At 70.5% G+C, this 21,151-nt stretch carries 20 protein-coding genes and 2 pseudogenes; 17 read left to right on the top strand and 5 right to left on the bottom strand.

Going from position 1 to position 21,151, the window contains the following annotated elements; genetic code table 11:
• The first annotated feature begins 2 nt into the window (after positions 1–2).
• From P8A20_RS01090 to P8A20_RS01070, 5 genes are all read left to right on the top strand, one after another.
• A complete protein-coding gene (locus P8A20_RS01090; protein ID WP_147960765.1) occupies positions 3–230 on the top strand; it encodes a gas vesicle protein in 228 nt (75 codons plus the stop codon).
• Positions 227–505 (top strand): gas vesicle protein K, encoded by a 279-nt coding sequence (locus P8A20_RS01085; protein ID WP_147960766.1) that lies wholly within the window; start codon positions 227–229, stop codon positions 503–505. Before P8A20_RS01090 ends, P8A20_RS01085 begins: the two co-directional genes overlap by 4 nt.
• 120 nt (positions 506–625) lie before the next feature.
• Entirely contained in the window at positions 626–781 is a 156-nt protein-coding gene (locus P8A20_RS01080) for a DUF6131 family protein (protein ID WP_187282215.1), read from the top strand.
• A gap of 110 nt (positions 782–891) precedes the next feature.
• Positions 892–1,566 (top strand): lytic polysaccharide monooxygenase auxiliary activity family 9 protein, encoded by a 675-nt coding sequence (locus P8A20_RS01075; RefSeq protein WP_147960767.1) that lies wholly within the window; start codon positions 892–894, stop codon positions 1,564–1,566.
• A 182-nt stretch (positions 1,567–1,748) separates the two neighbouring features.
• Positions 1,749–3,422: an MFS transporter gene (locus P8A20_RS01070; protein ID WP_306102658.1), complete on the top strand. Its 1,674-nt coding sequence runs from the start codon at positions 1,749–1,751 to the stop codon at positions 3,420–3,422.
• Positions 3,423–3,496: 74 nt separating this feature from the next.
• On the opposite strand, the gene P8A20_RS01065 is transcribed toward P8A20_RS01070, so the two are convergent.
• From P8A20_RS01065 to P8A20_RS01055, 3 genes and pseudogenes are all read right to left on the bottom strand, one after another.
• Complete coding sequence (locus P8A20_RS01065; RefSeq protein ID WP_147960769.1) at positions 3,497–4,078, bottom strand: N-acetylmuramoyl-L-alanine amidase; 582 nt, start codon at positions 4,076–4,078, stop codon at positions 3,497–3,499.
• Positions 4,079–4,171: 93 nt separating this feature from the next.
• Positions 4,172–5,463, bottom strand: a pseudogene (locus tag P8A20_RS01060) (SWIM zinc finger family protein).
• Entirely contained in the window at positions 5,460–8,378 is a 2,919-nt protein-coding gene (locus tag P8A20_RS01055; protein WP_147960771.1) for an SCO1167/SCO6262 family helicase, read from the bottom strand. Before P8A20_RS01055 ends, P8A20_RS01060 begins: the two are co-directional and overlap by 4 nt.
• 258 nt (positions 8,379–8,636) lie before the next feature.
• On the opposite strand from P8A20_RS01055, the gene P8A20_RS01050 reads away from it, so the two are divergent.
• The 3 genes from P8A20_RS01050 to P8A20_RS01040 all read left to right on the top strand — a co-directional run bounded on the left by P8A20_RS01050 (position 8,637) and on the right by P8A20_RS01040 (position 10,519).
• On the top strand, positions 8,637–9,701 hold the full coding sequence (locus tag P8A20_RS01050; protein WP_306102657.1) for a fatty acid desaturase family protein: 1,065 nt from the start codon (positions 8,637–8,639) through the stop codon (positions 9,699–9,701).
• 96 nt (positions 9,702–9,797) lie between these two features.
• Positions 9,798–9,980 (top strand): tail-anchor membrane protein, encoded by a 183-nt coding sequence (locus tag P8A20_RS01045; protein ID WP_147960773.1) that lies wholly within the window; start codon positions 9,798–9,800, stop codon positions 9,978–9,980.
• Positions 9,977–10,519, top strand: coding sequence for an MOSC domain-containing protein (locus tag P8A20_RS01040; RefSeq protein WP_147960774.1), 543 nt, complete (start codon positions 9,977–9,979; stop codon positions 10,517–10,519). Before P8A20_RS01045 ends, P8A20_RS01040 begins: the two co-directional genes overlap by 4 nt.
• Positions 10,520–10,562: 43 nt before the next feature.
• On the opposite strand, the pseudogene P8A20_RS01035 reads toward P8A20_RS01040, so the two are convergent.
• A pseudogene (locus P8A20_RS01035) lies at positions 10,563–11,428 on the bottom strand (hypothetical protein).
• Positions 11,429–11,642: 214 nt separating this feature from the next.
• On the opposite strand from P8A20_RS01035, the gene P8A20_RS01030 reads away from it, so the two are divergent.
• Positions 11,643–12,548, top strand: a complete 906-nt coding sequence (locus tag P8A20_RS01030; protein ID WP_306102656.1) for an oxygenase MpaB family protein — start codon at positions 11,643–11,645, stop codon at positions 12,546–12,548.
• A gap of 34 nt (positions 12,549–12,582) precedes the next feature.
• Here P8A20_RS01030 and P8A20_RS01025 read toward each other — a convergent pair whose 3' ends face one another.
• Positions 12,583–13,182: a class I SAM-dependent methyltransferase gene (locus tag P8A20_RS01025; protein WP_147960777.1), complete on the bottom strand. Its 600-nt coding sequence runs from the start codon at positions 13,180–13,182 to the stop codon at positions 12,583–12,585.
• 162 nt (positions 13,183–13,344) lie between these two features.
• Between P8A20_RS01025 and P8A20_RS01020 the strand changes: the two genes are divergently transcribed.
• The 8 genes from P8A20_RS01020 (at position 13,345) to P8A20_RS00985 (ending at position 21,105) form a co-directional block, all read left to right on the top strand.
• The gene (locus P8A20_RS01020; protein ID WP_147960778.1) at positions 13,345–14,142 is read left to right on the top strand and encodes an MHYT domain-containing protein; all 798 of its coding nucleotides are present in this window, start codon (positions 13,345–13,347) and stop codon (positions 14,140–14,142) included.
• Between the two features lie 140 nt (positions 14,143–14,282).
• Entirely contained in the window at positions 14,283–16,955 is a 2,673-nt protein-coding gene (locus tag P8A20_RS01015; RefSeq protein WP_306102655.1) for a sensor histidine kinase, read from the top strand.
• Positions 16,952–17,389: a roadblock/LC7 domain-containing protein gene (locus P8A20_RS01010; protein WP_147960780.1), complete on the top strand. Its 438-nt coding sequence runs from the start codon at positions 16,952–16,954 to the stop codon at positions 17,387–17,389. The genes P8A20_RS01015 and P8A20_RS01010 overlap by 4 nt, the downstream gene beginning before the upstream one ends.
• Before the next feature lie 187 nt (positions 17,390–17,576).
• Positions 17,577–17,960 carry a DUF742 domain-containing protein gene (locus tag P8A20_RS01005; RefSeq protein ID WP_147960797.1) on the top strand — a complete coding sequence of 128 codons (384 nt, stop codon included), beginning with the start codon at positions 17,577–17,579 and terminating at the stop codon, positions 17,958–17,960.
• Between the two features lie 173 nt (positions 17,961–18,133).
• Complete coding sequence (locus P8A20_RS01000) at positions 18,134–18,769, top strand: GTP-binding protein (protein ID WP_147960781.1); 636 nt, start codon at positions 18,134–18,136, stop codon at positions 18,767–18,769.
• Positions 18,770–19,061: 292 nt separating this feature from the next.
• A complete protein-coding gene (locus tag P8A20_RS00995) occupies positions 19,062–19,472 on the top strand; it encodes a roadblock/LC7 domain-containing protein (protein ID WP_147960782.1) in 411 nt (136 codons plus the stop codon).
• A 107-nt stretch (positions 19,473–19,579) separates the two neighbouring features.
• Complete coding sequence (locus P8A20_RS00990) at positions 19,580–20,575, top strand: DUF6397 family protein (RefSeq protein ID WP_147960783.1); 996 nt, start codon at positions 19,580–19,582, stop codon at positions 20,573–20,575.
• Between the two features lie 41 nt (positions 20,576–20,616).
• Positions 20,617–21,105 carry a GNAT family N-acetyltransferase gene (locus P8A20_RS00985; RefSeq protein WP_147960784.1) on the top strand — a complete coding sequence of 163 codons (489 nt, stop codon included), beginning with the start codon at positions 20,617–20,619 and terminating at the stop codon, positions 21,103–21,105.
• Positions 21,106–21,151: the final 46 nt, after the last annotated feature.

Genomic DNA, 21,151 nt, shown 5'->3' with positions numbered 1-21,151 from the left:
AGATGGAACGCGAGGTGGTGCCCTGGGACAATCCCGAGCCCTTGCGTGGCCCCATCGGGGTTCCTCTGGTCGACCTGCTGGACCGGGTCCTCGCGACCGGCGTCGTGATCAGCGGTGATCTGGTGATCGCGATCGCGGACGTCCCCCTCGTGCGGCTCTCGCTGCACGCCCTGCTCTCCTCCGTGAACGAGCGAGTTCCGGCTCCCTGGGCGGACGGAGGCCCGCTGTGACCGGTTCACGGCTCGACGTCGACTCGGGCGAGCTGGGGCGTGACCTCGTGGCCCTGGTACTGACAGTGGTGGAACTGCTGCGGCAGCTCATGGAGCGGCAAGCGATCCGCCGTATCGACCAAGGGGACCTCACCGACAGCCAGGTGGAGGAGATCGGCACCACGCTCATGATGCTGGACCAGCGGATGGCAGAACTCTGCGAGCAGCACGGGGTGCGTCCGGAGGACCTCAATCTCGACCTCGGGCCGCTCGGCTCACTGCTGCCCCGCGAGTGACGTACGTCGGCCGTGCCGTCCGCAGCGGCGGACTGCGGGGCCAAGCGTGCGGCGGCGATCGGGGCATATGCTCATAGAAGGGCACAATCTTCGTGCTGGGTGTCGCGACCGGAGGTAGCCATGATCATCATCGGAGCCGTCCTGCTGATTCTCGGCCTGGTGACAGGGCTCGGGGTCCTGTGGACCATCGGGATCATTCTTCTGGTGGCCGGGCTCGTTCTCTGGCTCCTGGGGGCCGTGGGGCATGCCGTCGGCGGCCGTCGCCACTACTGGTGATCCCGCGTCGGGCGCGTTTGAGGTGGGAGGAACCGGGCATAGCCCGAGTGGTGCGGGAGCGCTCCCATGCCGACCGATTCCCCCCACCTCCCCGAAAAGGAGATCATCGAATGAGAAGTGATTGTCATGAGCGTGTCAGCTTGGTCGGCTGGGTGCAGCGCCTCGGCGGCGTCTGTGTCGCCGCCGTTCTCTGCTTCCTCCCCTGGGCGGGCACCGCCAGCGCCCACGGCTCGGTCGTCGACCCTGCCTCCCGCAACTACGGCTGCTGGCTGCGCTGGGGTGATGACTTCCAGAATCCGGCCATGGCGCAGGAAGACCCGATGTGCTGGCAGGCATGGCAGGCCGACCCCAACGCCATGTGGAACTGGAACGGTCTGTACCGCAACGGCTCGGGCGGCGACTTCCCGGCCGCCGTACCCGACGGGCAGCTGTGCAGCGGTGGCAGGACGGAGAGCGGACGGTACGACTCGCTCGACACCGTGGGTGCGTGGAAGACCACGGACGTCACCGGTGACTTCACCGTGAAGCTGTACGACCAGGCCAGTCATGGCGCGGACTACTTCCAGGTGTACGTCACCCGGCAGGGGTTCGACCCCGCCTCGGAGGCGCTGACCTGGGGCGACCTCCAGCTGGTCACCGAGACGGGCAGCTACGCGCCGAGCCAGAACTACGAGATCCCGGTGAACACATCTGGGCTCAGCGGGCGGCATGTTGTCTACACGATCTGGCAGGCGTCGCACATGGACCAGACGTACTTCCTGTGCAGCGACGTGAACTTCACCTGATCCAGCCTCCGGCTCCAGCGCGTGGTCCCGCCGGCCGCTCAGGTCCGGCGGGGCATCGGACGGCCCGGTACACGAGCGCTCGCAGGTCCGTGGGGTGATCGATTGGCGGTGCCGTCCGGCCCGTCCTAACGTCGATGAGTGAACGTTTTCGTTCGTTCATCGACCGTATGGCTTCAAGCACCATGACTGGATCCCGAGCGAAATCTGCGCCGATTGCCGATTCCCCGGAGCGGGGACACGGCAAGGGGATCGCCCTGCTCATCATCGCCTCGTGCCAGTTGATGGTGGTTCTCGACATCACCATCGTGAACATCGCCCTGCCACACATCCAGTCGTCCCTCGGCTTCTCGACCGAGAGCCTGTCGTGGGTGATCAACGCCTACACCCTGACGTTCGGCGGACTGCTTCTCCTAGGTGGACGGCTGGGCGACATACTCGGGCGCCGCAGGGTGTTCATCTTCGGCGTGCTGCTGTTCGTGCTGGCCTCCTTGCTCGGCGGCCTGTCGCAGGAATCCTGGCAACTGCTCGCAGCGCGTGCCCTGCAGGGCGTCGGCGGTGCGATCGCCTCACCGACCGCCCTCTCCCTCATCACCACGACCTTTCGGGAAGGGCCTGAGAGGAACCGGGCGTTCGGTGTCTTCGCCGCGGTGTCCGCGGGCGGGAGCGCGATCGGTCTGCTCGCGGGTGGCGTGCTGGTGGAGTGGCTCGACTGGCGCTGGGTGTTCTTCGTCAACGTGCCCATCGGTCTGCTGATCGCCTTCGCGACGCCCCGATTCATCAAGGAATCCGAACGCCACCCCGGCCACTTCGACCTTCTGGGTGCCCTCACGTCCACGCTGGGCATGGTGCTGCTCGTCTACGGCTTCATCAGGGCGTCCGAGGACGGATGGACCGACGCCCTGACCGTAGGGGCCTTCGCGGGCGCAGTTGTCTTCATGGCGGTCTTCCTGACCGTGGAGCGCCGGTCGAGGCAGCCCATCACGCCCTTGCACATGTTCCGTGACCGCAACCGCGCCGGGGCCTACGGGATGATGCTGAGTCTGGCCGCGGCGATGTTCGGCATGTTCTTCTTCCTGACCCTGTTCGTGCAGAACATCCTCGACTTCAGCCCGTTGCGGGCCGGGCTGGCCTTCCTCCCGGTGAGCGTGATCATCGCGCTGAGCGCGGGACTCGCCTCGCAGTTGCTGCCCCGATGGGGTCCCAAACCCTTCATGGTGACGGGCGCGATCCTGGCAGCCGGGGGACTCGCGTGGCTCACGCAGACCGATGTCAACAGCACCTACCTGGGCAGCATCCTCGGCCCCATCCTCGTCTTCGGCTCCGGTATGGGCATGCAGTTCGTGTCCCTGACGCTGATGGCTGTCTCCGGTGTCGAGCCGAGAGAGGCCGGGGCCGCGTCCGGCGTCCTCAACGCCACCCAGCAGGTGGGCGGTTCGCTGGGGCTGTCCATTCTGGTCACGGTCTTCGGCACGGCCAGCCGCAACGAGGCGATGGATCAGATACCCCGCTTCCTGGCCGAGGCCACCCCGGCCCAGCAGTCGCAGTTCCGTCGGACGGGCGAGCTGCCCGCCCCGTGGGGTGACCAGGTGCTGGCCTCAGGCGTCTCCACCGCCTTCGTCGTCGCCGCCGTCATCGCGGGCGTCGCTGCGCTGATCGCCCTGTTCGTCATACAGGTCCGGTCCTCCGATCTGGAGCGGTTGCGTGGCGGAGGGGTTCCGGGGCCGGCCGACGAGTCCGAGGGCGCCCTCGGCGGGGCCGGGACCGCTGCGGAACAGGGCGGCACGGACGACGCGCAGGACTCCGCGGTTCCGCCCCGGAAACGGGGTGGAGGCGAAGGCTCCCCTCCACTTGGATAGGGAGCCACCGTGCGCCGTGCCCCTCCGCGGACCAGCGGGCGGGTGCCGCCTCCGCTGCCCGACGGTGCCCGGCGTCAGACCAGGTTGACGAGACGGATGTAGCGCACCCAGTCCCAGTTGACCCCGGGGTCCGTGTGGTCGCTGCCCGGCACCTCGTGGTGGCCGATGATGTGCGCGCGGTCCTTGGTCAGGCCGTGGCGCTCGCAGATGTCCGCCGTGAGCCTCGCCGAACGCTCGTACATCGTGTGCGTGAAGTACGAGGGCTGATCGACCCAGCCTTCGTGCTCGATGCCGATGCTGCGGGTGTTGTAGTCCCAGTTGCCCGCGTGCCAGGCGATGTCCCTCTCCCGCACGCACTGCGCCACGAACCCGTCCCCCGAGCGCACCACGTAGTGGGCGGAAACCTGTTTGGCCGGATTCTGGAAGATACCGATCGTCTCGGTGAACGTCTGCTGGGCCACGTGGATGACGACGCGCTCGACCGGGTAGGCCGAAGGACGGCTCGAAACCGTGTAGTTAAGCGTGGAAGCGGGGTACCACTGCGCCGAGGGGAAGTCCGTCCCCTCCGTCGGGGCGGCCACGGCGCGCACCGAGGCCGGCAGGAGCGCCGCGGCGGCCGTGACCGCGGCGCCCTGAAGAATCCGTCTCCGCTGCATCAGCACTCCTGTAGGCCTGGGGCGTGGTCCGGTACACGGCACAACACGCACCGCCCCACGGTACGGTTCCGCGCGGATGAGGACTCCTGCCCCTCAGGCACCCGACAGTACTTCGGCCAGAGCGGCCGCCGGGTCGTCCTCCGCCGGCCGGCCGGCACCCAGCGGCCGCGCTCCTTGGCGTACGGCCACCACCGCCCGTCCCGCCCGTACCGCAGTTGCGCACCGGAACCGATCACGGTCCAGCGGTTGTCGGCGCCACGCAGCCGCGGGCCCTCACCTTCCTCCCACGCAGCGGCGAGCTGAGCCCGGGCCCGGGCGAGTTCGTCCGGGCCGGGCAGCCACTCCTCGTCGCACACCGCCAGTGCCGCCGTCCCGCCGAACCGCCAGGCCCGCACCGCGACGTCGAGCCCGGCCGTCGAGCGTCCTGCGGCCGCCGCGAGGCGCGCCGTCAGACGGGCACCCGGCCGGCCGTCGGCGGCGAACCGTACCGCGTCCTGCTCCGGCGTCAGTCCGGCTGTCAGGGGCTGCTGTCCGTGGCCGACGGCCAGTGCCTCCGCCAGCATGGCGTACGCCCGTACCGCGCTGTCCGCCGCCAGGAACTCCAGACCAGGCGGGTCGACATCCGCGGCCGGAGCGGTCTCCGTGTCCAGCGACGGCGGAAGGCCCGGTTCGGTGGGCAGGGGAGGGGGAGAGGGCAACGGCGGCAGGATGTCCCGTGCCGCGTACGCCTCGTCGGCGCGTACTCCCCGGGCCGCCGGGCCGCCGGCCGGATCCCCCGCCGACACCTCGGAGCCCGGCCTCGGTACGGCTCGCGCCGCGCTGCGTACCTGCAACTCGTCCAGCAGCCGTCGCTCGTCCCGGCCCCGCAGCAACAGCAGCACGAAGGGGTCCTGGTCCAGCAGCCGCGCCACCTGGTAGCACAGTGCACCCGAGTGCGGGCAGTGGTCCCATGCCTCGCAGCTGCACTCCGGCTCCAGGTCGCCGATCCCCGGCAGCAGATGGAGCCCTGCCGCGGCCGCGTCCTCCACCAGGTGCGGTGGCATCTCGCGGTCGAGCAGTGCGGCGATGTGCCCGGACCTCTCCGAAGCCATGTCCAGAAAGCGGTCCCACTCCTCCTCGCTCAGCTCCTGGAGCAGCACATCACTGCGGTACGCCGTCGAATCGTGGTCCTGCACGACCGCCGTGAGCCGGCCGGGCCGCACGGACACCGCACCGACCCTGCCCTCACGGGCCAGCCGCCGGCCCCTCTTGAGCTGTTGACCGTCGAGCGCCGTGTCCTCCAGCGCCTTCAGCCATGCCCGCCCCCACCACGAGGAGGCGAACCCGCGCCCCTGTGAAGGCGCGAGTGCGGCGAACGTACGCTCCGGTTCGTGACCCTTGTTCATCGTGCGCCTCCTCGCAGTTCGACCAGCTCCGCCAGCTCCGCGTCGCTCAACTCGGTCAGTGCGGCCTCGCCGCCTCCCAGTACCGCGTCCGCGAGCCCCTGCTTCCGGGCCAGCATGGCGGCGATCCGGTCCTCGATCGTGCCCTCGGCGATGAGCCGGTGCACCTGCACCGGCTGGGTCTGCCCGATCCGGTAGGCGCGGTCGGTGGCCTGGGCCTCCACGGCCGGATTCCACCAGCGGTCGAAGTGCACGACATGCCCCGCTCGGGTCAGGTTGAGTCCTGTGCCCGCGGCCTTGAGCGACAGCAGGAACACCGGAACCCCGCCGGCCTGGAAGCGGTTGACCATGGCCTCCCGCGTGGCGACCGGGGTACCACCGTGCAGGAACTGGGTGGGCACACCCCGCGCCGCCAGATGGCGCTCCAGCAGCCGCGCCATCTGTACGTACTGGGTGAACACCAGCACGCTCGCGCCCTCGGAGAGGATCGTGTCGAGCAGCTCGTCCAGCAGCTCCACCTTCCCCGACCTGTCCACGATGCGCGGCTGTTCCTCCTTGAGGTACTGCGCCGGGTGGTTGCAGATCTGCTTGAGCGCGGTCAGCAGCTTGACGACCAGCCCGCGGCGCGCGAAGCCGTCGGCGCGGGAGATCTCGTCGAGCGTCTCGCGGACCACCGCCTCGTACAGGCCGGCCTGTTCCGCCGTGAGCGACACGGTCCGGTCGGTCTCCGTCTTCGGCGGGAGCTCCGGCGCGATGCCCGGGTCGGACTTGCGGCGCCGCAGGAGGAACGGGCGGACCAGCGAGGCGAGCCGCTCGGCCGCGGCCGGGTCGTTGCCGCCCTCCACCGCACTCGCGTAGCGGGTACGGAACGTGCCGAGCCGCCCCAGGAGCCCCGGGGTCGTCCAGTCGAGGATCGCCCACAGTTCGGAGAGGTTGTTCTCGACCGGGGTGCCGGTCAGGGCGACGCGTGCCCGCGCACCGATGGTACGCAGCTGTCTGGCGGTCGCCGAGTGAGGATTTTTCACGTGCTGCGCCTCGTCGGCGACGACCATGCCCCAGGACGCCTCGGCCAGCCGCGCCGTGTCGAGACGCATCGTGCCGTAGGTGGTGAGGACGAACTCGCCGTCCACCAGGCCCTCCAGGGAGCGCGACCCGCCGTGGAAGCGGCGTACCGGGGTGCCCGGGGCGAACTTCTCGATCTCCCGCTGCCAGTTGCTCATGAGGGAGGTGGGGCACACCACGAGCGTGGGCCCCGCAGCCGTTTCGATGCCCTGGCGGTGCAGATGGAGCGCGATCAGAGTGATCGTCTTTCCGAGTCCCATGTCGTCGGCGAGACAGCAGCCGAGGCCGAGCGAGGTCATGCTGTGGAGCCAGTTCAGGCCGCGCAGCTGGTAGTCGCGCAGAGAGGCGTCGAGCGCCTCCGGCTGTCCGACCGCGCGGTGGTCCCCGGACTCCGGGTCGGCGATACGCGCACGCAGTTCTTCGAGCCAGCCCGTCGCGGCCACGTCCACCCTGCGGCCGTCGACATCGGTGGACCCGGTGAGCACGGCACCCAGGGCGTCGATGGGGGTGACCTTGCGGTCCCTGGACTCACGGGCGCGCCGTGCGTCCTCCGGGTCGACGAGCACCCACTGGTCGCGCAGCCTGACCAGTGGTCTGCCCGCCTCGGCCAGCCGGTCGAGCTCCGCCCGGCTCAGTTTCCGGTCGCCCAGTGCGAACCACCAGTCGAACGCCAGCAGCGCGTCGGCCGACAGGAAGGACGGCGTGCCGGACGCGGTCCGGGCGGCAGCCGCGTCCTCGTCGTCCTGGGGGCCGATCACTGCCCGCGCGGTGAGTTTCCTCGCCAACTCCTTGGGCCAGTGCACCTGGACGCCTGTCGCGGCGAGTGCCCTGGCCGCCGGGCCCAGCAGCTCCGCGATCTCCTCGTCCGCGGGCTCGACAGCGTCCGGTACCGCGGCCGACAGAAGAGGTGTCAGCGGAGGCCAGGCGCGCGCCGCGCGACGCAGGGCGAGCAGAGCGTCCATGCGTGCGCGCGGGCCGAACGACGAGGCGGCCGGGGACCGGTCGGCCCACACGTCCGCCGCGTCCGCCACCAGGACGGGGTCCTGGATGCTGTGGATCTGCAGGACCGCACGGAAGGAGGGGGCGTCGTCGGTGTCGTCCTCCCCGCCCGTCGCACCATCGATTCCCGAGACCTCGACGCGCAGCGAGAGACGCACACCCGCATCGTGGCCTGCGGCCACATCGGCCGCCCACGTACGCAGTCGGGGCAACTGCCGCGCGCTGCGGGCGGCGAACGCCGGTGTGCCCGTGACGGACGGGGCCGCCGGAGTACGGGGCAGGCCGTCCGCCACCGCGTCGAGGAACGACCTCAGCAGCGACTCCGGATCGGCCAGCATCACTGGGTCGGCCGCCGCGTCGAGCGGTACCGCGTGGGCCTGTGGCGGCATGGACGCGGCCAGCACCCGGATCCGCTCGACATCGTCCACGGTCAGCGGTCCGGCACGCCAGGCATCGTGGTCCGTGGCGCTCAGTCCGGGCAACAGCAGCCCCCGTGCGACGAGTTGGAGTGCGAGGACCCCCGCCGCGCCCCAGAACGCCGTGGAGGGGGAGGAGCCCGCGCCGGCCCGGGCCCGTGTCAGGACCGGCAGCGCGTCCCTCACGGACATCAGCAACGCCGGGACCACATACGGGCGGACGTCACTCCCGACGACCGTCAGCTCCGTCCGGCCTCCTTCGGCGCCGGGGGGACTCACCTCGTTGCGGTGATGAATCCCCGGATCGCCGGGAGGGGTGCTACCGTCCGCATTCCAGAACGCGATCAGGCCGGTACGGGCCGGATCCGCGGGGAGGAAGACTGCGGAGCAGCGGGACAGTTCAGAGATTTCGTCGAGCGTTGCCGCAGGGAGCCTGTGCACAGCGATGTCAGATTCCTCAAATTTGACTAGTGAGCCCGGGGTCGCCGAGGGTACCCCACCCACGGCCCGTTCCGGGAGAAACGCACAGTGACCCACCTCACTCGTTTCTGCCTTCTGAAGTCTGAGGTGCAGCTTCCACCACCACCGGACACGGGGGATTTCCCCCGCACGGCCGGGGTGATGGCGCCATGGCTGCCGCAGGCCCGCCCTCCGTACGTTTGACGAGGTCAGCGCAGATGCCGAGAAACCGGAGACATCATGCCCCAGGCGATAGCAGCCACCGTTGCGGAACCCTCACGCGACGGAACGGAGAGTCCGGGAAGCCCCCAGGCTCCCGGAAGCGATTTCGCTCCGCTCCTCAAGACGGTCAGGGAGCAGGGGCTCCTGGAGCGGCGCACCGGCTGGTACACCGCCGGGATAGCGGTCAACCTGGTGGCTCTCGGCGCGGTGATCGCCGGCATGGTCCTGCTCGGTGACACCTGGTGGAACCTGCTGCTCGCGCTGCCGCTCGCCATCTTCTGGACCCGCACGGCCTTCTACGGTCACGACGCGGGCCATGCCCAGATAACCGCCGGCCGCAAGGCCGGCCGGGTCGTCGGACTCGTGCACGCCAATCTGCTTCTCGGCATGAACGAAGCCTGGTGGAACGACAAGCACGTACGCCACCACGCCAATCCGAACCACGTGGACAAGGACCCCGACGTCGGCGTCGGCGCCCTGGTATGGACACAGAAGCAGGCCGCCCAGCGCGAGGGATTCGCCCGCTGGCTCACCCGCAACCAGGCACGGCTGTTCTTCCCCATGCTGCTCCTCGAAGGCATCGCCCTCAAGATCTACGGCTTCCAGTTCCTCCGGCGGCAGCCCGTCCGTGAGCGCGCGCTCTCCGGCCTGCTCCTGGTCGGCCATCTCGCCCTGTACGCCGCGCTGCTCCTGAGCGTCATGTCTCCCGGCAAGGCCCTCGTCTTCGCTCTCCTGCACCACGCGCTGTTCGGACTCCACCTCGGCATGGCCTTCGCCCCGAACCACAAGGGCATGGAGATGCCCGACCCCGACGGTGACCGCTGGGGGCATCTGCAGCGCCAGGTCCTCACCTCGCGCAACGTCCGGGGGGCCTTCCTCACCGACTGGTTCCTCGGCGGTCTCAACTACCAGATCGAGCACCACCTCTTCCCGAGCATGCCCCGTCCCCACCTGCGACTGGCCCAGCCCCTGGTGAAGGCGCACTGCGCGTCCATCGGGATGCCGTACGCCGAGACGGGCATCGTCGAGTCCTACCGACAGGCGCTGCGGCACATGCACGAGGTGGGCGAGCCCCTCCGGTAGCCCCGCAACCGACTCGTGCGACGCGGCCGGAACCGACAGGGGCGCACAAGCGTTCACACATCAGGAGCGGCTCCGGCCGCGGAGGAGGCACGGATCATGTCGAACGGTGGAAAGATCGCCATCGGGGGAGTCGTCGCTGCAGTCGTCCTGATTCCGTTCATCGGTTTCTGGTGGTCGCTGCTGGTCCTCATCGGCGTACCCGTGGTCGGGTACCTGATGCTCGACCCGTCGCAGAGGCGCAGGCTCCGTAGGATCAGTCGCAAGGAGATAGGGCGCTGAACAGCACAGTCGTCGCGGTGAGCAGCAATGGCGTCTACTCCTTCACCAAGCCGAACAGGGACAGCGTCTCGCTCCTGGCCGGACTCGGTGTGGAGGGTGACGTCCACGCGGGAGTCACGGTGAAGCACCGCTCCCGTGTCGCCCAGGACCCGACGCAGCCCAACCTGCGCCAGGTCCACCTCATTCAGCAGGAGCTCTTCACCGAGCTCGGGCAGGCCGGATTCGAGGTCTCCCCGGGGGACCTCGGGGAGAACGTCACCACCGCGGGCATCGATCTCCTCGGGCTTCCCGTGGGCGCCCTGCTCCACCTCGGCGACGAGGCCGTCGTCGAGGTGACCGGTCTGAGGAACCCGTGTCTGCAGATCGACGTCTTCCAGGGTGGACTGCTCAAGCAGGTCGTCGGCCGTGCGGACGACGGCACCGTCGTGCGCAAGGCCGGGATCATGGGCGTCGTCCGGACCGGCGGAGTCGTACGGCCCGGCGACGTGATCAAAGCCGTGCTGCCCGCCGGGCCCCACCGTCGCCTGGAGCGTGTGTAGCACCCACGGATCGTGCCGTCCTGGCCGTGCGCACCGCAGACGGTCAGGACGGGCGGACCGCCAGATCGTCGAGGGCTTTCAGCAGCCCCGGCAACTCCGGACCGCGGCCCACCGGAATGATCTCTCCCGGCTCCTCGTCCAGCAGCACGAAGGCGATGTCGTCGGTCCTGGCCACCAGTGACCAGCCCGGCCCGTCGACCCGCAGCGTGCGCGCACCGCCCGGAGCGAACGCGGAGCGGATCCGGCCGGCCGGAGGCGGAGAGCCGATGTAGGCACCGGCCGCCTCGAGCGCCATGCGTACGCCGGGGTGCTGACCCGATCCGGCGGGTTCCGCCGCGCGTTCACCGGTCTGGTCCCCGCCGGCCCCTCCCCGGCGCCGGGCACGGGTCCCTCGGACCTGCCGAACGCGGTCCCGTCGTCGATCTGCCCCCGCCAGGCCGCCCACTGCAAGGCGATCTCGTCCGCTCCCAGGCGCCGCTGCGGAGGACCCCAGACCTCGGTGTCCGGCGGCGTCAGCGGCACCGGGTCATCGCCGTCCGGACCGGGTGCCGGGTCGTGGGGCTCGGGGACCCCGGGTGCGGCGACCGCCAGTGCGAGTGGCCATCCAGGGAGCGCGCAGACCACGGAGCGGTCATCGGGGGAGAGGTCGTACTCCATCCCGCAGTCCCACGAGGCGATGGCGACCGCCACCAGCGAGACGTCCTCCACGACGACCGTCCAGCGGGCGCCCTCGCTGTCCTGGCCGAGCACCAGGCCGTACCCCTCGGCGTACGGTTCGAGCCCGAGCGCGGCACACGCGGCCACGTAGTCGTCGCCGAGCACGCTTGGGAATTGCGCAGGGGTCAGCAGCACCGCGGTCAGCACGAACAGTGCGTCGTCGTCGGCGGCCGTATCGTCCGTCCCAGCCACAGCACCCACCCTCATCCCTCATTCCTGGTCGCTTGGTCCGTCGGCGCACCTTAACTACTCGGTAACCCTGTCGTCGAGGCCCTGACAAGGGATGACGGTCAGCCGGCCCGAGGCCTGGAACCGGCGCCGCCGCGCGCCTCGGCGCCCCTCACACCGTGGTGCCGGTGCGCCCGCCGCCCGTAGGGTTGTGGCTCCGGCCGACGAGGGGGACAGCATGGTGCAGCGGTACGAACGGCTCAAGGAGATCCAGCGTCTCGACCCGGAGCGGGACTTCCTCGAGATCTACCGGCTCACCGTGACGTACGAGTTCCCCTGGGACATCACCCGCGCTCTCGAACTCGCCCTGTACCGCACGTACGCCGTCCCCAGCATCGGCCGACTTCTCGCGGAGACCGCCGAACTGACGGAACGTTCACAGAAGAGGTACGACGACACCGCACTTCTCCTCGACGCCGTCGTGGAGCACGGTTTCGACAGCGAGGTGGGCCGCACCGCCGTCCGGCGGATCAACCGGATGCACCGCAGCTACGACATCAGCAACGACGACATGCGCTATGTGCTGTGCACATTCGTCGTCAGCCCCAAGCGCTGGCTCGACACGTACGGCTGGCGCAAGCTGTCGGACCACGAACTGCGCGCCTTCGCCGCCTACTACCGCACCCTCGGCGCACACATGGGCATCCAGGACGTGCCGCAGACCTACGAGGACTTCGAACGCGTCCTGGACGCCTACGAGGGCGAGCACTTCGGGTGGGACCGGGGAGCGCGCGCGGTCTCCGACGCCACCCTTGCGCTGATGGGCTCCTGGTATCCGCGCCCCCTCGCTCCCGTGGTGCGCAAAGCCGGCCTCGCCCTGCTCGACGACTCGCTGCTACGGGCCTTCCGGTACGAACGGCCGGGTCCGGTCGCCCGCGGGCTGACCCACGGGGTCCTGCGGCTGAGGGCCCGCGCCGTGCGGCTCCTGCCGCCGCGCTCCATCCCTCACCACGCCCGGCAGAACCCCGAGATCAAGGGCTACCCGGACGGTTACGAGGTGGGCCAGCTCGGCACGTTCCCCACGCCGGGCGTGCGTGGCTGCCCGGTGCCGCGCGGGAGGCGTCCGGAGACACCGGCCGACTGAGCGGGAAGCGGACCACCGGAGCGACCGCATCCGCTCAGCCGGTCCGCACGGCCAGTGCCAGGAAACGGCTGTCCTCGTCGGTGTAGGCGTCCAGCCGCCAGCCCGTAGCCGCCAGCAGCGGCGTGAGACGCGGCTCGGCCCTGAGATCGTCGTCCGACAGACGCCGTCCGTGCCGTGCTGCCAGAGCGGCCCGTCCGATGGGGTGGAAAAGGGCGAGCCGGCCCCCGGGGCGCACCACTCTTGCCAGTTCCAGCAGCCCTTGTCCGGGGTCCGGGAGGTGCGAGAGGAGACCGGCGGCGAAGACTGCGTCGACGGTCCCCGTACGCAGCGGCAGCCGTGCGACATCCGTCAGCAGCAGGGCGCCGCACGCTTCTCTCCCCGCCAGGAGGGCGGCGTCCAGCATCTCGCGGGTCAGGTCGGCGCCGATCACCGTGCCCCCGGGTCCGACCGCCCCGCGCAGGGACGGCAGCGCACGTCCGGTTCCGCAGCCCGCGTCGATCACCGTACCGCCGGGCCGCAGGCCGAGCTCGCGGACTGCTGCCGCGTAGGCGGGTCCGTCGTCCGGGAAGCGGGTGTCCCAGCCCGCTGCCCGCGCGGCGAAGAAGTCCTGGACGTGTGTGTGGTCGTCGGCCATGAGGACAATGATCGCGCAGTCCCCAACCGAGCGGAACGACGCGAAGCGGTGCACTCGTTCGAGCGGTGCCCGATCGTTCGGGGGCACCTCTCAGTCATATGTCAGCACATTTCGAAATGCGCCCCTGGTGTGCACCCATCGGCGGGCTAGCGTCCCGGATCCATGGGACACCTGGACCACGCCGCCTTCGGCTGGCTGACCCCCCTGCTGTCGTACGCGATGGCAGCGATCGGGGCCGCACTCGGACTGCGCTGTACAGTGCGCGCCCTCGGCTCCCGTGGCCCTTCACGCCGCAACTGGCTGATCACGGCGGCCTCGGCCCTGGGGACCGGCATCTGGACGATGCACTTCGTCGCCATGCTCGGCTTCGGCGTCACCGGCACCGACATCCGCTACGACGTGCCGCTCACCCTCCTCAGTCTCCTGGTCGCCATGCTGGTGGTGGGGGCGGGCGTCTTCACCGTGGGCTACGGGAAGGACCGCTCGCGCGCGCTCGTCGTCGGCGGTCTCACCACGGGCCTCGGCGTGGCGAGCATGCACTACCTGGGCATGGCGGCCCTGCGCCTCCACGGTTCGGTCACCTACGACCCGTTGCTCGTGGCCGTTTCCGTCGGCATCGCGGTGGTCGCCGCCACGGCCGCCCTGTGGGCCGCACTCAACATCAGGTCACCCGGGGCCGTGGCCCTCGCGTCGCTCGTCATGGGCGCGGCGGTGAGCAGCATGCACTACACCGGCATGCTGGCGGTCGGCGTCCGGGTGACGCCGTCCGCTTCCGAGCTGCCGGGGGCCACGGTGATGCAGTTCATCTTTCCCCTCGCCGTCGGCCTCGGGTCCTACCTCTTCCTCACCTCGGCTTTCGTCGCACTCTCGCCGCCCGCCCGGGACCACGCGGCCGGAGCGCCCCCCGCGGTCGCCGACGAGGCCCCGGCGGCCTGGCGCACGAGGACGCCCGCGAGCTGAGCACCGCCGGGCCCGCAGTTCGCCCCCGCGCCACGTCGCAGGGGCCGGCAGTTCACCCCCGCGCCAGGCGTCCTGGCCCGTAGTTCACTCTCCGCGCCCGGCGTCCGGGCGCGGAGCTCCCTATCCGGAACGAGGAGGACATGCGCACACCCCGTACGACGACCCCGGGACCCGGCGCGCACGCGGACCGGTCCGCGACACCGCCGCGTGGACGACGCGCACACGCCGGACCGCCCGCGGACGAACGTCCCGAGCGGGAGACAGCGGCGGCGTCATCGCCCGTAGGGCAGCTGCCGGAACGCGGATCGCTGCGTCCCCGAACCGTACGGGCGAAGATCATTTCGCTGCTGATGGTTCCCGTCGTCTCCCTTCTCGCCCTCTGGGGTTTCGCCACGGTCACCACGGCGCAGGACGTGGCGCGCCTGCGGGAGGTCCAGCGTCTCGACAACACGGTCCGTGGCCCGGTCACCGAGGCCGTCGGCGCGCTGCAGGACGAACGCACCGCGGCACTCCGCCAGCTGGCCGCCCCCGGAACCGGGCATGCCGAGACGCTGCGGGAACGGGCCGGGCGGACGGACGCCGCGCTGAAGGCCCTGAGCATCGGCGGCGGACACACCGTCGCCGACGCGGGCCCCCTTCCCGCCGGAACCGCTGCCCGGCTCACCACGTTCCTCGACCGGATGCAGCAGCTGCGTAAGGCCCGCACCCGGATCCTGAACCCTTCGCGGGGCGGTGCCGGCGAACTCGGGGGCACGGACGCCGGTACACCGGACAAGGCTGCGGCGAGGCCAAGGGATACGGGGAGACCCACGGACGCCGAGACGTTGAGTGCCTACACGCAGTACACCGACACCGTCACCGCCGCTCTCGACGTAGGTGGTTCGCTGACGGGAATTCAGGATGCGGAGACCGGATCCGGGACGCGCGTCCTGCTCGAACTGGCCACCAGCGGAGAGATGCTGGCGCGTGAGGAGTCGCTGCTTGCATCGGCCGGGCTGACGGGCAGGCTCGACGGGGAGGGGCTGCGCGAGTTCACCGGCGCCGTGGCTGCCCGCAGGGCCTTCGCCGGTACGGCCGGGGCCGACCTGCCGGGTACCGGACGGCAGGCATGGCGCGAGCTCACCGAACACGACGCCTACCGGCGACTCGAGACGGCCGAGGACACGGTGCTGGGCGCACCGTCCGGCCGCCGTGCCGTGAAGGCGGTGTCAGCCACGTCCTGGGAGCGGGACACGGCTGCGGTACGAGCGGAACTGCGCGCCATCGGGACAGCGGCCGGACAGGGCTCCGCCGGCCGGACCGATCCCGTCGCGCGCGCCCTGCTCAGCCCGGCGGCAGCGGCCGTCCTGCTCGGATTCCTCGCAGTCGCGGCCTCGTTGGTCATCTCCGTACGGATCGGCCGCGGGCTCGTCGTGGAACTCGTAGGCCTCCGCGACGGCGCGCTCGACATCGCCCGCCGCAAACTGCCCCATGCCATGAGCCGTCTACGCACGGGTGAGGAGATCGACGTACGAGTCGAGGCACCGAGCCGCCGGACGTCCCACGACGAGATCGGGCAGGTCGCAGAGGCGCTGGACACGGTGCACCGCGCGGCGCTCGACGCCGCCGTCGAGCGCGCCGAACTCGCCGGCGGCATCTCCGGGGTGTTCGTCAACCTGGCCCGACGCAGCCAGACCCTGGTCCACCGCCAGCTCGTCCTCCTCGACGCCATGGAGCGGCGCGCCGACGACCCGGAAGAACTCGGGGACCTCTTCCGCCTCGATCACCTCACCACCCGTATGAGGCGGCACGCCGAGAGCCTGATCATCCTCTCCGGCGCCGCTCCGGGGCGCGCCTGGAGGATGCCCGTCCCGCTGACCGACGTCGTACGGGCGGCAGTGTCCGAGATCGAGGACTACGCCCGGGTGGAGGTGCGGACGTTGCCCGACGCCGCAGTCAAGGGCGTGGCGGTGGCCGACCTCACCCATCTGCTGGCAGAACTCGTCGAGAACGCCGCCCAGTTCTCACCCCCGCACACCAAGGTGCGGATCAGCGGCGAACCCGTGGGGAACGGCTACGCCCTGGAGATCGAGGACCGAGGGCTCGGTATGAGCAGGGAGGTGCTCGACGAGGCCAACCGGCGCATCGAACAGTCCGAAGCTCTGGACCTCTTCGACAGCGACAGGCTCGGACTGTTCGTGGTCAGCAGACTCTCCGCCCGCCACAGCGTCAAGGTCCGGCTGCGCACGTCTGCCTACGGGGGCACGACCGCGGTGGTGCTCCTGCCCACCGCGCTGCTCCCGAGCGGACTGCCGGCGGGTGCCGAGGCCGGCACGGCGGACGGCGCGGTCGCGACGGCACCGGTGGGGAGGGGCCACGACGGCCCGGGGGCCGGACACCCTCGGTTACCCTCCCGCGCCCGGATTCCCCGTCTTCCACGTCCCACTGAACGACCCGCGCCGGTCGCCGTGCCCCCCGTCGGGCCGAGTGCGAATCCCGGAACGCGGGAGGTGGAGGGGTCCGGGCCTGCGCGGGTCACCGCCCTGCACCGGCGCCCGGCCCCCACCGAGGAGGACGGCGGCCTGCCCCGCCGTGTCCGGCAGGCCAGCCTCGTACCCCAACTGCGTGACAGGCCCGGGCCCGAGGACAGCGGGCAGTACCCAGGCCGGCCGCTTCCCACGGCCGAACGCACCCCCGAACAGGCCCGCGACCGTATGACCGCCTACCGCGCGGGGTGGGTCCGAGGCGGTGGCGCCGTACCGGGGAACGCCACCGCGGCCCGAGCCGTACCCGTGTCCCCGTTCCGTCGGCATACCGAAGGAGACCAGTCATGATCGTGAACGAGAGGCCCGGAAGGGCTTCCGGCCGCTCCGGCGAACTCGACTGGCTGCTGGACGATCTGGTCGCCCGGGTCGCCGAGATCCGGCACGCCGTCGTCCTGAGCGACGACGGCCTGGCAGTGGGCGCGTCCTGTGCGCTGAGCCGCGAGGACGCTGAGCACCTCGCTGCCGTGGCGTCGGGCTTCAACAGCCTGGCCAAGGGCACGGGACGGCACTTCGGGGCCGGGAGCGTACGCCAGACGATGGTCGAGATGGACGACGGTTTCCTGTTCGTCGTGGCGGCCGGGGACGGGTCCTGTCTCACCGTGCTCAGCACGGCGCTCACGGACATCGGACTCGTTGCGTACGAGATGGCGCGCCTGGTGAAGCGGGTGGGCGAACACCTTGTCGCCCCGGTAAGGGCCTCCGGCCCGCCGGCGACCGGCTGAGGGCGGGCGTACGCGGATGAGCGAGGACGGAGAAGCTCCGGGCAGCACGATCGGCCCGTCGGCCGGAAGCGGACACCGCCCACCGCCGGTAGCCCGGGCCCCCGTACAGCCCGGGGTGCCACCGGCCGTCGGACACGGAGTACAGCGGGCGGGGGAACACGGCGTACGCCCCGCCGAGGAAGCCGTACTGCCCGGCAGCCAGTGGTACGACGCCGAGGCCGGCCCGCTCGTCCGCCCCTACGCGGTGACCGGTGGCCGGACGCACTCGGGGCCCGGCGGCGTGCGATTCGACCTCATCGCCCTCGTGGAGGCCGACGACTTGGAGGCCGACCGCCGGGGTGAGGCGCTGCTGGGGCCTGAACACCGGGCCTTGCTCTCGTTGTGCAGCCAGGACGCCCGGTCCGTCGCGGAACTGTCCGCGGACGCCGATCTGCCCGTGGGCGTGGTGAGGGTGCTCCTGGGCGACCTGCTGGAAGCCGGCTGCGTGCGGGTCAGCAGGCCCGTCCCGCCGGCCCGACTGCCGGACGAACGGGTACTGCGTGAGGTGATCGACGGACTCAGGGCGCTCTGAGCGCTTCTGCAAACGTTCGCCGCATCATCCTTTCACGACGGATTGCGGCCGCGTCCGGACAGCGAACGGCCTCATCCGTACACATAAGGGGAAATCCGCTCACTCCCTTCGGTGACAGCCTCTGATTGCCATGCTGTCGCCCCTACTGACGGCACTCGTGAGAGAAGAGATGGATGTCCTCCGAGCATGTGCACGGCACGGATGAGGAAGAGACCGGGGACTCCTCGTCCCTCGCCCTGAAGATATTGGTCGCCGGAGGGTTCGGTGTCGGCAAGACGACACTGGTCGGTGCCGTGAGCGAGATCCGGCCACTGCGGACCGAGGAACTCCTCAGCGAGGCCGGCCAGTTCATCGACGACACCGGCGGGGTGGAGCGGAAGACCACCACGACCGTCGCGATGGACTTCGGCCGGATCACCATCAGGTCGGGGCTCTCGCTCTACCTGTTCGGCACGCCGGGTCAGGACCGGTTCTGGTTCCTGTGGGACGAGCTGTCGCAGGGGGCCCTCGGAGCTGTCGTCCTGGCCGACACCCGGCGCCTCGAAGACTGCTTCCCGGCCGTCGACTACTTCGAGCACCGCCGGATTCCGTTCGTCGTCGCCGTCAACTGTTTCTCGGGTGCACGGACCTACGCCGAGGACGACGTCTCGCGCGCCTTGGATCTGGACCAGGGAACGCCCGTCGTGCTGTGCGACGCACGTGACCGCGCCTCAGGGAAGGACGTTCTGATCCGCATGGTCGAGTACGCCGGGCGAATGCACACCGCGCGGCTCCTCGACTCGGTGGGCCGAGGTGCCGGACCGGAGTGAACCGAGGGTGCGGTGAGCCGAGCGTCCGGTTCTGCCGGATCCGGTCCCGTCCGGTCCCGTCCGGTCCCGTCCGGTCCCGTCCGGTCCCGTCCGGTCCCGTCCGGGGCGAACACCGGGACGATTTCCGGGCCGTGCGGCGGGCATCCGATCACGCGCGGACGGCAGTACCGGGTGCGGGCCGGACCGTGGCGCGAAGCAACGCCCCCGGGGTGGGGAGGCGCTTGCCCGCAGGGGAACGGTACGCAAGGCTTGCGCGGAACGCGGGGAACTGATGAACGGGGAGGACGAGCACATGGCGCTTGACCGGGGACTTGACTGGCTTCTTGACGATCTCACCAGCCGGGTGGAGCACATCCAGCACGCGCTGGTGCTGTCGAACGACGGGCTGGTGACCGGCGCCAGTACGAGCCTCGCCCGTGAGGACGCGGAGCACCTGGCGGCGGTCTCGTCCGGGCTGCAGAGCCTGGCCCGTGGTTCCGGTCGCCACTTCGGGGCGGGGAGAGCACGCCAGACCATGGTGGAGTTCGACGAGGCCCTGCTCTTCGTGACGGCTGCGGGCGACGGCAGCTGCCTGTGCGTACTGACCGCCGCCGAGGCCGACATCGGCCAGGTCGCCTACGAGATGACCCTGCTGGTGAACCGTGTCGGCGAGCACCTCGGTGTGACGGTACGACAGGGTGCCGACAGCGTCGACCGCCTCTGAGCTGCAACTTTGATGGACAGCAGGGAGTTGTCCACAGGCACGGCGCGTCCTTCCTCCCGGCGCTACCGTGGTCACACAGAGTATTCGACCTCACGGGGAGGAAGATCATGACTGTTACGGAGGCCGGCCGGGCTCTCGCCGCCGGGAAGGCGGCACCGGTCTCGGCGGGACGTGCCGCCCAGGAACTGGCGCTGCGACGGGGGGACTTCGATCTCGCCGTCCACCTGGGGCTGATCCGTGCGGAGCCGGTGGCATGCGGGGCGAGGCCGCGAATCCGCAGGGAGGAGATCGACCGGCTGCGCGCGCTGCCGGGATTTCCCGATTCCCTGCGGGAACAGGTGCGCACAGCTGGCACGGCGGAAGGCGCGACGCTGCTCGGGGTCGGTACCTCGCGCTTCACCGGCCTGGCCCGCATCGGGTGCATCTCACCGGTGGCCTTCTGCCTGAACCGCTACCGCACGGTCGTCTGGCTCTACCTGGTGGAAGAACTCCTCGCCTTCGCCGCCCGCGAACCCCACCTCGTCGCGGGGAAGAGCCCGGTGGGCATGCGGACCATGCTGGAGGCCGGTACCGACCGGCGTGCGCGCAACTGGCGTTCACGAAGGGTGGACCGGTTGCTGAACCGCACGGAGGACCCCTGGGGGCGCGCCGCTCTGCAGGCCACCGCTCTGGACCCGGTCCAGCTCGCGGAGGTGGTGGACGACCCCTACGAGCGGGCCTACCTCGCCCGGATGGCGCCCGATTCGCCTTTCGGGCGCCCGGCATCCGTATCCGGCAGGGAGGCCATGGCGAGGATGGTACTGGCGGATGATCCGGACGAGATCCTCTGGAGGCGGGTGAACCTGACGCTGGAGCTCGAGCAGGCGCGCCAGGTCCGCTCCGCTCCTCGGCCCGGATGCGACCCCGCGCTCCGGCCGCTTCCGGCCGGCCCGGCCCGGTCTCTTCCGGAGGTGACGGCGCGGGACGTTCCCGCGCCGGACGGCCGCCGTTCCGCGCCCCGGAGGCCGGGCCGGGCGTCGAGCGGTCCCGTCGCACGGCTCGGCGCAGGCCGGGGGCTGCTCGTCAGGATCGGGCTGTGCGGCCCCGGTCGCAGAGCCCGGTAAAGCGATTGCGCGGTGCTGTCCGCCCTGCCATCTTGACCCCCATGCTGATCAGAGAAGCCACGGAGAAGGACTGGCCCTCCATCTGGCCGTTCTTCCATGCCATCGTCGCCGCCGGGGAGACCTTCACCTACCCGATGGACCTCGATGAGGGCCAGGCGCAGGGCTGGTGGCTCCTCGAGGACCCGAACCGTACCGTGGTCGCGGTCGATGACACCGGAACCGTCCTCGGCACGGCCAAGATGAACAGAAACCATATGGGTAACGGCTCGCACATCGCCAGTGCCAGCTACATGGTGGCCCCGGAGCACTCCGGCAGGGGCGTGGGCCGTGCCCTCTGTGAACACACCGTGGACTGGGCGCGGAAGGCGGGATATCGGGCCATGCAGTTCAACGCCGTGGTGGAGACGAACGTGAACGCCGTGAGGCTGTACCGCTCCCTCGACTTCGAGATCATCGGGACCCTGCCCGAGGGATTCAACCATCCCGAACACGGCTATGTGGGACTGCACATCATGCACAAGCCCCTCTGACGCGTCCTCACGCGCCGAAGGCCCCAACGGTGAGAACAGTGGCTTC

Origin of the sequence: Streptomyces sp. Alt3 (assembly GCF_030719215.1) — a bacterium.
GTDB classification, from domain to species: domain Bacteria; phylum Actinomycetota; class Actinomycetes; order Streptomycetales; family Streptomycetaceae; genus Streptomyces; species Streptomyces glycanivorans.
Note: the sequence above shows the minus strand (reverse complement) of the source record. Positions and strands in the feature narration are given on the sequence as shown.